Genomic DNA, 12,846 nt, shown 5'->3' on the forward strand with positions numbered 1-12,846 from the left:
ACGAACGACATCGGGGAAACAATCGCCTCCGACAGCGCGGCGTCAGCTGCCCTTTTTTTTCCGGTGGCTCTCAAGGTCGAGCACCGCATTCTCGCCGCCCTCAGGCAGCAGTCCCAGGCGGCGCGCGACTTCCTGATAGGCTTCGACTTCGCCGCCGAGGTCGCGGCGGAAGCGGTCCTTGTCGAGCTTTTCGTTCGTCGTCATGTCCCACAGGCGGCAGCCGTCGGGGCTGATTTCGTCGGCCAGGATGATACGGCTGAAATCGCCGTCATAGAGGCGACCGAACTCGAGCTTGAAATCGACCAGGCGGATGCTGACCGCGGCAAACATGCCCGACATGAAGTCGTTGATGCGGATCGCCATGTCCTGAATATCATGCAGCTCTTCCTGGCTGCACCAGTTGAAGCAGGCGATATGCTCCTCGGCCACCAGCGGATCGCCGAGCGCGTCGTCCTTGTAGCAATATTCGATCAGCGTGCGGGGAAGCTGCGTGCCTTCCTCGATGCCAAGACGCTTCGACAGCGTACCCGCGGCGACGTTGCGCACGATCACTTCGATCGGCACGATCTCCACCTGCCGGATCAGCTGTTCGCGCATGTTGAGGCGGCGGATGAAATGATGCGGAACGCCGATGTTGCCGAGCAACGTGAAGACATGCTCGGAAATCCGGTTGTTGAGCACGCCCTTGCCACTGATCGTACCCTTTTTCTGGGCGTTGAACGCGGTCGCGTCGTCCTTGAAATACTGGATCAGCGTCCCCGGTTCGGGGCCTTCGTAAAGGATCTTCGCTTTGCCTTCGTAAATCTGGCGGCGACGGGACATGATGTGCAAACTTTCTGCCGGAACCAAATGAATGGCCCCGGCAAAACGACTCACGGGGAGGCGCGCCGCCGGGGCATTGGGGCGCCTATAGCGGCAAAGCGGACGCGCGTCATCAGTCACGTCGCCGCGATGATCCTCCCTGTCGCGTAGCGATGGGGAGGTGGCGTGCGAAGCGCTGTCCGAGGGGCTTTGGCGCTACCGTCGCCGCCCCTCCACCACCGCCTGCGGCGGTGCTCCCCCATATGGCTTCGCCACAGGGAGGATTTACCCTTACGTTTACGTAAAGGTCTTGCACTCGCCCGCACCGCTTGCAACGATACGGATAACAAGGAGAGAGAATATGAGCTTCGACCAGATTCGCCTCGACAAGCATGAAGGCATCGCGCTGCTGACGCTGCACCGGCCCGACCGGATGAACGCCTTTACCACCGAAATGATGCTCGAGATCGTCGCCGCGCTCGACGAATGCGACGCCGACGATGGCGTCCGCGCGGTAATTTTTACGGGATCGGGCGAACGCGCCTATTGCGCCGGGGCCGATCTGGGTCAGGGCGCAGCGACCTTTGATTATGACAAGCGCACTGACAAGCAGGCGAACCTGCCCGATGGCATGGCGGCAAGCCCGGTCGGCGAGGATGGGACGATCGACTGGTCGCATCCGCTGATCCGCGATTCGGGTGGGCGGGTGTCGATGCGTATCTTCGACTGCAAGAAGCCCGTTCTGGGTGCTATCAACGGCGCCGCGGTCGGCATTGGCGCGACGATGACGCTGTCGATGGATGCACGTCTGGCGAGCGAGACCGCGCGCTATGGCTTTGTCTTTGCGCGGCGCGGCATCGTCCCCGAAGCGGCCTCGAGCTGGTTCCTGCCGCGGCTGGTCGGAATCCAGAACGCGGTCGACTGGTGTTTCTCGGGCCGCCTAATCGATGCCGCCGAAGCGCATGACAAGGGGCTGGTGCAATCGGTCCACAAGCCCGGCGGACTGGTCGACGCCGCGATCGCCAAAGCGCGCGAGCTGACCGATCATAGCGCGCCGGTGTCGGTCGCGCTGACCCGCCACATGCTGTGGCGCATGCTAGGCGCGCCGCACCCGATGAGCGCGCACCGCTGGGACAGCCGCGCGATCTTTGCGCGCGGACGCAGCGCCGATGCTGCCGAGGGGGTGTCGAGCTTCTTGGAAAAGCGCCCCGCCAATTTCACCGTCAGCGTGGCGAACGACTATCCTTGGTTCGCTGAGTTCGAGGACACGCCGCCCTATAGCTAAGCGGTGTCGAACCTGCGCCGCCCACGCGTTGCCGTCATGCTATGCGTGCCTTTCAGCAACGGCGTATGGGTGCGAATCGATTCGAGATTGTGCCAATTCGCGCCGACGTGATCGCGGGTCAGCTGGACGATCACATAGCCGCGATCCTGCGTGTTCGCCCATTTGAGCTGGGACGACGATCCGCGCAGCGCCGATACGCGCTGGGTATCGGTGATACCACGCGTATAGGCTTCATAGCCGGGCGAAGTGACGCTTTGACCGGCGATCTCGATCCCCGCCGGGCGTCCGCCTTCGGACAGATCGAAGGCCCACGCGTTGTGCGTGTCGCCGGTCAGCGTGACCAGATCGGCATCGGCGCGCTGCGCGGCGGCGAGCAGGCGCGAGCGCGCCGCCGGGTAACCGTCCCACGCATCGAGGTTGAACGGAATGCCCGCCTTGGCCGCCAGCTGCGCCGCATCAATCCGGCGACGGACATTGTCGGCCATATTGGCACCGAACCAGTCGCGCGCTTCGGGCGGGGTGTACAGGCTGCCCATCACCACCTGCTGCGCGCACACCTGCCAGCGGGTTCCGGATTTCGTCGAAGCGGCGAAACCGTCGAACAGCCATTTTTCCTGGCTCGCGCCAAGCATCTGCCTCGCCGGGTCGCGATAAGTGGTTTCGGCGAATTGCTTGAGTTGCGCAGCTGTGTCGCCGCCGCCCGCGACGATCTCGGCAATCTCAAACTGTTTGTCACGGCCCGTTACGCGCGTTTCGGGCAGGAAAATCGTTGCGAGGTCGCCGACCTGATAATAGCGCCAGCGCGTATCGGCGACGGGCATCCATTCATTATAGGCCCGTTCGGCTGCGGCTACCCGCTCAGGCCATTCGCCCTCGCCGTCATTATGGTTCTCCGCGCCGCCTTTCCAGGCGTCGTTGGTCATCTCATGATCGTCCCACTGCGCGATCATCGGGAACAATGCGTGTAGGCGCGCCAAATCGGGGTCGCTGCGATAGGCGGCGTAGCGTAGGCGATAATCGGCAAGTGCCACCATTTCGTGCGCTGGCTGGATATCGCGACCCGGTACCGCCTGCTGGAGCGAGGGATAGTCGCCGATCGGATATTCATAAAGATAGTCGCCCGAATGGACGACCAGATCGATGTCCTGCCGCGCCGCGGCGTGGGCATAGGCGTTGAACCAGCCGAACGGCAGATTCGAACAGGAAAAGAGCGCGAGTGTGAAAGCACTGGTCGGTCCTTCGGGAAGGGTGCGGGTACGGCCGGTGATCGACTGGGTGCCATCGGGCGCGACAAAGCGGTAATAATACCAGCGGCCGGGTTCGAGGCCGCTGACCACCAGTTTCGCGGTGTGGTCGCGTTCGCCAGCGGCCGTGACGCTGCCCCCGCCGACGACGCGGGCGAAATCCGCCGTTTCAGCAACTTCTGCGGTCAACATTGTGTCGTTCGCCGCGGCGAAACGCGTCCACAGCAGCACCGAATTCGAACCGGGCTCACCGCTTGCCACGCCGTGGGTAAAGCCCTGCGCCATCATCGCGATGGCCGCGCCGGGCAGCGACAGCGCCGCCAGCCCTGCGGTGCCCAGTGCGATCAGCTGACGCCGATCCATTTCGCCCCAATGATGATGCACTGCAATTCTCCTCCTCGACCGGCGGGTTCTTTGCCCGGCCTTTGTTACGATTCGGCGCTGCCCAGATTTGGATTAACCCATCAACCCTACGGCGAGCAGGAGGAACATGAACATCATCACGGCAAACAGGCTAAAAAACAGCAGCAAATTGGCGCGCACAAACGCACCGAAACGCGACGAACGATAGGCGCCGCGCAACTGGCGATACATGTGAAAGGGGACGTAAATCAGCGCGAAAGCAGCGGCAAGCTCGCCGAAGATCGAGAGATTTAGCAAGCGTGCCGCAACAAACAAGAGCAGCATGAAGCTGATCGAATAGGTCACAAAGACAAAATGATCATAAGTGTGAAAGCGGCGGCTGAACGGAAAGAGCAACCACATGAAGGGCAGCGACAGCGGGATCATCGCCCAGGCGAATTTATAGGCGTTCGCCTGCAACTTGTAGAATACAAGCGCGGGGTTCGCCAACGCCTTGCGCAGCCCCTGATCGATAAAGGCAACGCCGGTATCGACCTTGTTGCGCGAGATGAAGTCGGCGCCTGTCATCAGCTGGTCGGCTGGATCCTCCAGCACCGGCGGCCCGGCCGCGCGATCGGCAGCGCGTTCACTCGCACTGCGGCTGCGCGCTATGCCCAGAACGTCCGCACTCTTTTGCAGAATCTCGCGCTCGCTGCGAAGCTCCTCGCGCGCCGCCGCCACCAGATCGGGCTTTGCAAGTTCCGCGTCGATCCGGTCGACCTCGTCCTGCATGCTGTCTTTGATCGCCGCGGCCCGCGTCTGCTCGTCCGCAGCCTTGGCGATTCCTTCGCCCACCCCGCTGCCACTGCCGACCATCGCGAGCACAGCGTAGGTGAGAAAAACGGCGAACAGGAACAGAGCGAGCGGCGATATGAAGCGCGCGCGTTCGCCGTGGATATAGCGGCGTGTCAGGTCGCCGGGCCGCCAGGCGAGGAGAGGCAGCGTGTTCCAGATCTTGCCCTCGAAATGAAAGATCGCGTGGACCAGATCATGACCGATCGCACCGAAACTGCGGTGGATATCGGCGCGCTGGCCGCAATGGTGACAGTGCGACCCGGTCAAGCTGGTGCCGCAATTCAAACAGCGCCGGGCACTCGCCGACTCGCGCGGGCTGCCGTGCTGCGGCTCAACCGCGCGCGCCGCCAAACCTGCGGTGACCGCCGCCCCGATGCCTTCGATATCCCCGCTCATGACGCCCTGCCTAAAGGCGCGCGAGAAAGGGCGCAACGGGACTTTCGGGCGTCACGCAAAACGTGATAGTGGCAGCACCATGAACGCTGAAGCCCTGACCACCCCGCCGATGCCCGGCGACGCTGCCGCCCTGATTGCCGACATGGGCGCGCGCGCGCGCGTTGCGGCGAAACAGCTGGCGCTGGCAGCAACCGCGGACAAGGCCGCCGGACTGATCGCCGCTGCGGCAGCGATCCGCGCCAGCGCCGCCGACATCCTGGCCGCCAATGCCGAGGACATGGCGGCAGGACGGACGAACGGGCTGTCGGGCGCGATGCTCGACCGGTTGCGGCTCGACGAAACGCGGCTCGCCGGAATTGCCGATGCTATCGACGCGGTTGCGGCGCTGCCCGATCCTTCGGGCGACGAGATAGACCGCGTGACGCGGCCGAACGGGCTGGTGCTGAGCCGGGTGCGCGTGCCGCTGGGCGTCGTCGGCATCATTTATGAAAGCCGCCCCAACGTGACCGCCGACGCTGCGGCGCTGGGGCTGATGTCGGGCAATGCGGTGATCCTGCGCGGCGGCAGCGAGGCGGTGCATTCGAACCGCGCGCTCCATGCCGCGTTCGCGGCGGGGCTAGTGGAGGCCGGGCTGCCCGCCGATGCGGCGCAACTCGTGCCGACGCAGGACCGCGCCGCGGTCGGCGCCATGCTGCGCGCGCAGGGGCTGATCGACATCATCATCCCGCGCGGCGGCAAAGGCCTTGTCGCGCGGGTGCAGGACGAGGCGCGCGTGCCCGTACTCGCGCATCTTGATGGCATCAACCATCTCTATATCGATGGCGCCGCCGATCCGGCCAAGGCGGTCGCGCTGGCGGTCAACGCCAAGATGCGCCGCACCGGTATCTGCGGCGCGACCGAGACAATCCTGATCGACCGCGCCTATCCCGCGCCGCTCGCGATCATCGACGCGCTGGTCGCGGCGGGTTGCGAAGTGCGCGGCGACAAGGCCGTCACGGCGTTGAGCCCACATGTCGAAGCCGCGTCGATCGGCGACTGGGACACAGAATATCTCGATGCAATCGTCTCCATCGCCATGGTCGAAGGTCTGGTAGGCGCGCTGGCCCATATCGACGCGCATTCGAGCCGGCACACCGATGCGATTGTCACGGAGGATACTTCCGCCGCAGAACGATTCCTGTCCGAGGCCGACAGCGCAATCGTCATGCACAATGCCTCGACCCAATTCGCCGACGGCGGCGAATTCGGCCTCGGCGCCGAAATCGGCATCGCCACCGGGAGGCTGCACGCGCGAGGGCCGGTCGCGCTGGAGGGACTCACCACCTATAAATGGCTCGTGCGAGGGAGCGGCCAGACGCGATCTTGAATCATTTGTATACAAGTGATACAATGATGCATGGATTCTACGACGCCGATCACGACGCGGCTAGACGCCGCAACCTTGGAAACGCTCGACAGACTGGCCGAACGCTATGATCGCTCGCGTTCATGGCTCGTTGCGCAGGCCGTTCGACAGTTTGTCGAACGCGAAGCAGAGATGCTTGCAATCATTGAGGAAGGCGAGCGTTCCGCGCGCGAAGAGCCGCTGATCTCGCATGAAGAGATGAAAAAGCTGATCGCCGCGAAGCGCATCGAACTCCGTTCAAAGCGCGATAAAGCGGCAGCGTGATCAATGTCCAATGGTCGCAGGCAGCGACAGTAGACCTGCTGAACAATGCCGACGGCCTCTATCTGGTCGATTTCGATCTGGCAGATGCGTTGTTGTCCGAAGCCGAGCGCGCGAGCGACTTTCTCGCGCTTGCACCACGCGGCGGATCGCTGGTCGATGCAAAGGGGCTGCGAAAATGGCGTTTGGGCCAGCTTCCGTTTGCCCTGCTGTATGATGTGAATACAGAAAGGCTGCTCGTCCTTCGAGTGGTCAATTTGCGTAGCGACTGGCAAACCCTACTGTGATCCCCACCGGCCTCCTCGGCGGCAGTTTCAATCCCGCCCACGGCGGGCATCGCGCGATCAGTTTGAATGCGATCGATGCGCTGGGACTGGATGAACTGTGGTGGCTGGTGTCGCCCGGCAATCCGCTGAAACCCAACGCGGGTATGGCCTCGCTCCCTGCGCGGCTCGCCTCGGCGCGGCACATGGCGCGGCGGTCGCCGATTCGCGCGACGGGAATCGAGGCCGAGCTGGGCACGCGCTACACGATCGACACGCTCAAATTGCTTGTCCGCCGCTACCCCGATCGGCAGTTTATCTGGATCATGGGGGCCGACAATCTGGTCCAATTGCCCCAATGGCGCGACTGGCGGGGGATTGCGCGACTCATGCCGATTGCGGTTGTCGCGCGTCCGGGCTATAATGACCGAGCCCACGCAAGACGTGCGATGGGTTGGCTTCGGCGCTTCGTCCGGCCCGCTGACCAGAAATTGCATTGGACGGACTGGAGACCGCCCGCCCTCGTGTTCCTGCGATTTTCGCCCGATGTGCGATCCGCAACTGCGATACGGCAGGCCAACCCCCGCTGGTTCGAACGCTATGAAGGCCGCGCTTTGCGCGACCCGCTGACCCGTTCACGCCTTGCGGACCCGATTAGGAAAGGACGCATTTGATCTCCGCCACCCAGGGTGCCGCGCCCAGCGCCGCATCCGCCAACGATAATGTGGACGCGCTCCACGCTCTGATCCTCCACCAGCTGGATGAGGACCAGGCCCAGGAAACCATTTCCATCCCGCTTGCCGGCAAAAGCAGCATCGCCGATCATATGGTGATCGCGAGCGGCCGGTCGACGCGCCATGTCTCGGCGATTGCCGAGAAACTGGCGCAGCGGATCAAGCAGGAAGCGGGCCGCCAGGTTCGCGTCGAAGGCCTGCCCAATGCCGATTGGGTGCTGCTCGATGCGGGCGACGTGATCGTCCATCTGTTCCGTCCCGAGGTGCGTAGTTTCTACAACCTCGAACGCATGTGGTCGTTCGGCGACGCTCCGCCGGTCACGCTGGCAAATTGACGTCCTGGCCCTGCCAAGGGTAGGCGGGCGTCATGTTGCTGCACATCATCGCGCGCGGGCGCATCGGGCGCGGGCCCGAGGCCGAGCTGGTCGAGCGCTATATGAAGCGCGTGACCTGGGCGCAGAAGGTTTCCGAGCTTCCGGATACGGGCGGTCGTATGCCTGCCGCCGCCGACAACAGCCGCACCATCTTGCTCGACGAGGGCGGCGAGCAGATGTCATCGGTTGAATTTGCAAAATTGCTGGAAGGTTGGCGCGATGGCGGGGTACGCGAGGCGCGCTTTTGTCTGGGCGCCGCCGACGGCTTCACACCCGAGGAACGCGAGGGCGCCGACAAGGTCGTCGCCTTTGGCCGCGCAACATGGCCGCATTTGATGGCACGCGCGATGCTCGCCGAACAATTGTGGCGCGCTACCAGCATCGTCGCGAACCACCCTTATCATCGCGAGGGGCGTCAATGAGGCGTGCTCTGACTGCGCTCGTCGCTGTTGCCGTCTTATCCGGCGGCGCGCTCGCAGTGGCGCAAAGCGACGTCTTTGATCCGCAAGCGATCGCCGCACGCGAACGCGCGCAATTGCTCGGCGCCAAGCAGCAGTCGGCCGAAGCGATGGCGCGCAGCACGCGGCTGGAGGCGCAGGCCACCGCCGCGAGTAGCGAGGCCGACCGGCTGAAAATCCGCAGCGCCGCGCTTGCCGCGCGTATCCAGTCGGCCGAGGCCGACATCAGCGCGGGCGAAGCGCGCGTCACGCTGGTCAGCCGCCGTCTGGCGGCGCAGCGCGCGCGGTTCGCGCAGCAGCAACAGCCATTGCTCGAACTCGCCGCCTCGCTCCAGCAGCTCAGTCGCCAGCCGCCGGTCAGCGTCCTCGCGCAGCCGGGGTCGCTGACCGACATGGTCCACGCCCGCGCGGTGATCGACGCCGCGATGCCGGTGATCGAACGCCGCACCGCCGGAGTACGCCAGGAATTGACGCTGCTGCAAGCGACGCGGCGTCAGCAGGCGGTCGCGCTGCGCGCGCTTTCGGCCAGCAAGGGCCAGCTCGCGGAGCGCCGCAACACGCTGACACGGCTGGAGAATGAAGGCCGGATGCGCTCGCGCGAGCTGATGAGCAGCGCGCAGCTCGAGGCCGACCGCGCGCTCGGGCTGGGTGAGAAAGCGCGCGACATTGTCGAACTGATGGACGCGATCGAGGCCGACGGCGCGGTGCGCGCCGAACTGGCGCAGCTCACCGGTCCGCTGCCGCGCCCGCGCAACCCCGCAAATACCATTTCCAGTGCTGCCCCGCCTGCCCCCGCTGCGGCCGAGCTTACGGCAGGCGCCTATCGCCTGCCCGTCGTCGGGCGCATCGTCGCCGGGCTGGGCGAGGTCAACGACAGCGGGGTCCGTTCGCGCGGCGTGACAATCGCGGCGCGTCCCGGCGGACAGGTCGTAGCCCCTGCGCCCGGCCGCGTCAGCTTTGCCGAGGATTATCGCGGTTATGGCAAGATCGTCATCATCGATCATGGCGGCGGCTGGGTCTCGCTGCTGACCGGCATGATTGGGCTGTCGGTCGCGGTCGGCGACACGCTCGACGCCGGCGCGCCGATCGGACGCGCCGGGTCCGACGACAGCCGCATCACTGTTGAACTGCGCCGCGGTGGGCGCCCGGTCGATATCGTCGCGATGATCGGGTGATCGCACCCGTTAATCCCCCATTCGGGCGCTGTCCCCTATCGGGATGCACCGCTTGACGCCTGCGCAAATGCGTAGGAGGATGGTGGGCCGAGGTATATAAGGCGGGAATTCCCGCCTGAGTGAAAGACGCACATGACCGACTCGACCAAAACGCCCGTGTCTTCGAAGCGCCGCTTTGCGTTATGGCAGGGCGCCGCCGCGCTCTCGACGCTGGCGCTGGTGCCGCTCGCGACCGGCGCGATGGCGAGCGTGGACAGCAAGACGCAGGAAGAAATTTCCCGTTTCATGGACGTCTATCTCGAAGTGAAATCGAACTATGTCGAACCGGTCGACGATTCGAAACTGATCGAAGGTGCGATCAACGGCATGCTCGCCAGCCTCGACCCGCATTCGGGCTATCTCGACGCGCGCGGCTTTTCGAACCTGCGCACCCAGACCGACGGCGAATATGGCGGTCTGGGCCTGTCGGTGACGATGGAAGACGGCGTTGTGAAGGTCATCGCACCGACCGCCGATACCCCCGCCGACAAGGCCGGGATCAAGTCGGGCGACTATATCACCCACATTAACAAGGAACTGATCTTTGGCCTGACGCTCGACGAGGCGGTCGAACAGATGCGCGGGCGTCCGGGCACCAAGATCGACGTCACCATCGTCCGCGAAGGCCAGGACAAGCCGATCGAAATGTCGCTGACCCGCGAAGTCATCGACCTGAAGCCCGTCAAGTGGGAAGTCAGCGGCGATGTCGGGGTGCTGACCGTCACCAGCTTCTCCGCCGACGCGACCACCGACATGCGCGCCGCGATGATGGCAGTCGAAAAGTCGCTCGGCAAAAAGCCGCGCGGCTGGATCGTCGACCTGCGCTCGAACCCCGGCGGACTGCTCGACGAAGCGGTGGGGATCAGCGACCTGTTCCTCGAACGCGGCGAAATCGTGTCACAGCGCGGCCGCCGCAAGGGCGACATCGAACGCTTTTTCGCCGAGCCCGGCGATTTGGCGGGTGGCGCACCGGTGGTCGTCTTGATCGACTCGGGATCGGCATCTGCCTCGGAAATCGTCGCGGGCGCCTTGCAGGACCAGCATCGCGCCGTGGTGATGGGCGAGCGCAGCTTTGGCAAGGGATCGGTGCAGACCGTGCTGCCGCTCAGCGACACGACCGCGCTGCGGCTGACCACCGCGCGTTACTACACCCCGTCGGGGCGTAGCGTGCAGGAGGGCGGCATCGAACCCGACATCCGCGTCCCGCAGATTTCGGACCCCGATTATGCATCGCGGCCGAAATTCCGGGAAAGCGACCTGCGCCGTCACCTGATCAATGAGAAGAAGGTCGACGACGGGCTGATCGAGAAGGACGAGAAGGTCGATCCGCGCTTCACCGCGACCGCGGCGGAGCTCAAGGCCAAGGGTATCGAGGACTTCCAGCTCCACTATGCGTTGCAGACGATCGGGCGGATCAGCCCGACCGCGCCGCGCATGGCAGCGCAGGCGACCAAGCCCGGCGCCAAGCCTGCGCGCCGTAACTAAGGGTTCGCCGGCATGCTGAAATCGCGCCTTGGCGCGCCGATCGCCGCGCTCGCTGCGCCGCTGCTGCTCTATGGCGGCGCGCTGGTGTCACAATTTGGATTTGGCCTGCACCCCTGCGAAATGTGTTACTGGCAGCGCTGGCCGCACCAGGCGGCGATCATACTCGCGCTGCTTGCGCTGTTGCTGCGCGGCAATGACAAGGCCATGCGCGCGCTGACGATGCTCGCCGCGCTCGCCATCGCGGTCTCGGGCGTAATCGGCATCTACCACGCCGGGGTCGAATATGGCTTTTGGGAAGGTCTGACCACCTGCGCGACCGGCAGCGGCGGACCCGTATCACTCGACGCGATCATGAACGCGCCGCTAATCCGCTGCGACACCGCGCAATGGACGCTGTTCGGCATTTCGCTCGCGGGCTTCAACGCGATCTTTTCGCTCGGCGCCGCGGCGCTCGTCTTGACCTTGCTGCGCCTTCGGCCCACATCGGCGGCATGAGCCAAGCCGATAAAAACGCAGCGATGATCCGGGTCGATCAGGCCGGCGAATATGGCGCGACGCGTATCTATGCGGGGCAGCTCGCGGTGATGGGCGACCGCCATCCGATGGCGCGCGAGATTGCGCATATGGCCGAACAGGAAGAGCGCCACCGCAAATTTTTTGACGACATGGTCGCCAAACGCGGCGTGCGCCCGACCGCGCTCCAGCCGTTCTGGAAAGTCGCAGGCTTTGCGCTGGGTGCGGTAACCGCCGCGATGGGACCCCGCGCCGCAATGGCGTGCACCGCCGCGGTCGAGACAGAAATCGATCGCCATTACCGGGACCAGCTCGACGAACTCGGCGACAGCGACCCCGAACTCAGCGCCGCGGTCGCCGATTTCCGCGCCGAAGAACTGGAGCATAAGCACACGGCGCTCGCCGCGGGCGCCGAGAGCGCGCCGGGTTACCCGGTGCTAAGCCTCGCGATCCGCGCCGGTTGCCGTGCAGCTATCGCGCTGTCGAAGCGTATCTGATAGAGATCAGGCCCACGCATCCGTTCATGACCGATGCAGGGTCGCGGTGCCAAGCCGCACCAAAGAAGCCAAAGGAATATCCGATGACCCGCCTGCCCCTGTTCGCGCTGATCCTCGCCGGTAGCGCCCTCTCAGTACCCGCCGCGGCGCAGCAGACCGTGGTCGGGGGCGAAAAGGTCAACCAGGTCGTCGTTTATGGCGACGATCAATGTCCGAAGGGTGCCGACGACGAAATTCTGGTCTGCGCCAAGCTTCCTGAGGGCGAGCGCTATCGCGTCCCCGAAATGCTGCGCGGCAATCCGCTCGACGTACGCAACGAAGCATGGGCGAACAAGGTCGTCGCGGTGGAGCGCATCGGTCGTTTCGGAACCGACAGCTGTTCGCCGACCGGGCTGGGCGGCTTTACTGGCTGCACGCAGGCGCTGGTCGCAGGCGCCAAGGCTGAGCGCCAGGCCGCCGACAAGACGGACTGGCAGGCGATGATCGCCGATGAACGCGCCAAACGGCTTGCGGGCATTGATTCGGCATCGGACGAGGTTGAAGCCGCGGTGTTGGCCGAAGAACGCGCGTTGGCTGAACGGCAGGCTGCTGCCGCGGAGCTGGAGCGGCAGGCGAGCGGTGAGGCACCGATGCCGACCGCACCCGATGAAGCCGACGCCGAACCGCTGCCGGTTCCGCCGCAAGGCTGACGCTTTATATCGTCATTGCGAGCGAAGCAA

Annotated in this window: 15 protein-coding genes; 12 read left to right on the forward strand and 3 right to left on the reverse strand. The window is 64.7% G+C overall.

Annotation, left to right across the window (positions count from 1 at the left end; genetic code table 11):
* Positions 1-42 precede the first annotated feature (42 nt).
* Complete coding sequence (purC, locus tag CDQ92_RS15840; RefSeq protein ID WP_088442465.1) at positions 43-822, reverse strand: phosphoribosylaminoimidazolesuccinocarboxamide synthase; 780 nt, start codon at positions 820-822, stop codon at positions 43-45.
* Between the two features lie 340 nt (positions 823-1,162).
* On the opposite strand from purC, the gene CDQ92_RS15845 reads away from it, so the two are divergent.
* A complete protein-coding gene (locus CDQ92_RS15845; RefSeq protein WP_088442467.1) occupies positions 1,163-2,086 on the forward strand; it encodes a crotonase/enoyl-CoA hydratase family protein in 924 nt (307 codons plus the stop codon).
* Here CDQ92_RS15845 and CDQ92_RS15850 read toward each other — a convergent pair.
* The gene (locus tag CDQ92_RS15850) at positions 2,083-3,693 is read right to left on the reverse strand and encodes an alkaline phosphatase D family protein (RefSeq protein WP_088442469.1); all 1,611 of its coding nucleotides are present in this window, start codon (positions 3,691-3,693) and stop codon (positions 2,083-2,085) included. The genes CDQ92_RS15845 and CDQ92_RS15850 overlap by 4 nt on opposite strands.
* 93 nt (positions 3,694-3,786) lie before the next feature.
* A complete protein-coding gene (locus tag CDQ92_RS15855) occupies positions 3,787-4,923 on the reverse strand; it encodes a DUF3667 domain-containing protein (RefSeq protein WP_088442471.1) in 1,137 nt (378 codons plus the stop codon).
* A gap of 79 nt (positions 4,924-5,002) precedes the next feature.
* On the opposite strand from CDQ92_RS15855, the gene CDQ92_RS15860 reads away from it, so the two are divergent.
* The 11 genes from CDQ92_RS15860 to CDQ92_RS15910 all read left to right on the forward strand — a co-directional run bounded on the left by CDQ92_RS15860 (position 5,003) and on the right by CDQ92_RS15910 (position 12,816).
* The gene (locus CDQ92_RS15860; RefSeq protein ID WP_088442473.1) at positions 5,003-6,289 is read left to right on the forward strand and encodes a glutamate-5-semialdehyde dehydrogenase; all 1,287 of its coding nucleotides are present in this window, start codon (positions 5,003-5,005) and stop codon (positions 6,287-6,289) included.
* 30 nt (positions 6,290-6,319) lie between these two features.
* Positions 6,320-6,592, forward strand: a complete 273-nt coding sequence (locus CDQ92_RS15865; protein ID WP_088442475.1) for a CopG family ribbon-helix-helix protein — start codon at positions 6,320-6,322, stop codon at positions 6,590-6,592.
* On the forward strand, positions 6,589-6,876 hold the full coding sequence (locus CDQ92_RS15870; RefSeq protein WP_088442477.1) for a type II toxin-antitoxin system RelE/ParE family toxin: 288 nt from the start codon (positions 6,589-6,591) through the stop codon (positions 6,874-6,876). The genes CDQ92_RS15865 and CDQ92_RS15870 overlap by 4 nt, the downstream gene beginning before the upstream one ends.
* Positions 6,873-7,526 (forward strand): nicotinate-nucleotide adenylyltransferase, encoded by a 654-nt coding sequence (locus CDQ92_RS15875; protein WP_088442479.1) that lies wholly within the window; start codon positions 6,873-6,875, stop codon positions 7,524-7,526. The genes CDQ92_RS15870 and CDQ92_RS15875 overlap by 4 nt, the downstream gene beginning before the upstream one ends.
* The gene (gene rsfS / locus CDQ92_RS15880; RefSeq protein ID WP_088442481.1) at positions 7,523-7,921 is read left to right on the forward strand and encodes a ribosome silencing factor; all 399 of its coding nucleotides are present in this window, start codon (positions 7,523-7,525) and stop codon (positions 7,919-7,921) included. The genes CDQ92_RS15875 and rsfS overlap by 4 nt, the downstream gene beginning before the upstream one ends.
* 32 nt (positions 7,922-7,953) lie before the next feature.
* A complete protein-coding gene (locus CDQ92_RS15885) occupies positions 7,954-8,382 on the forward strand; it encodes a 23S rRNA (pseudouridine(1915)-N(3))-methyltransferase RlmH (protein ID WP_088442483.1) in 429 nt (142 codons plus the stop codon).
* Positions 8,379-9,593, forward strand: coding sequence for a murein hydrolase activator EnvC family protein (locus CDQ92_RS15890; RefSeq protein ID WP_088442485.1), 1,215 nt, complete (start codon positions 8,379-8,381; stop codon positions 9,591-9,593). The genes CDQ92_RS15885 and CDQ92_RS15890 overlap by 4 nt, the downstream gene beginning before the upstream one ends.
* A 132-nt stretch (positions 9,594-9,725) precedes the next feature.
* Positions 9,726-11,117 carry a S41 family peptidase gene (locus CDQ92_RS15895; protein ID WP_088442487.1) on the forward strand — a complete coding sequence of 464 codons (1,392 nt, stop codon included), beginning with the start codon at positions 9,726-9,728 and terminating at the stop codon, positions 11,115-11,117.
* Positions 11,118-11,129: 12 nt separating this feature from the next.
* Positions 11,130-11,612 (forward strand): disulfide bond formation protein B, encoded by a 483-nt coding sequence (locus CDQ92_RS15900; RefSeq protein ID WP_188682383.1) that lies wholly within the window; start codon positions 11,130-11,132, stop codon positions 11,610-11,612.
* The gene (locus CDQ92_RS15905) at positions 11,609-12,127 is read left to right on the forward strand and encodes a demethoxyubiquinone hydroxylase family protein (protein WP_088442489.1); all 519 of its coding nucleotides are present in this window, start codon (positions 11,609-11,611) and stop codon (positions 12,125-12,127) included. The genes CDQ92_RS15900 and CDQ92_RS15905 overlap by 4 nt, the downstream gene beginning before the upstream one ends.
* An 83-nt stretch (positions 12,128-12,210) precedes the next feature.
* Entirely contained in the window at positions 12,211-12,816 is a 606-nt protein-coding gene (locus tag CDQ92_RS15910; RefSeq protein ID WP_088442491.1) for a hypothetical protein, read from the forward strand.
* Positions 12,817-12,846 lie beyond the last annotated feature (30 nt).

This window comes from Sphingopyxis bauzanensis (assembly GCF_002205675.1).
Taxonomy (GTDB): Bacteria; Pseudomonadota; Alphaproteobacteria; order Sphingomonadales; family Sphingomonadaceae; genus Sphingopyxis; species Sphingopyxis bauzanensis.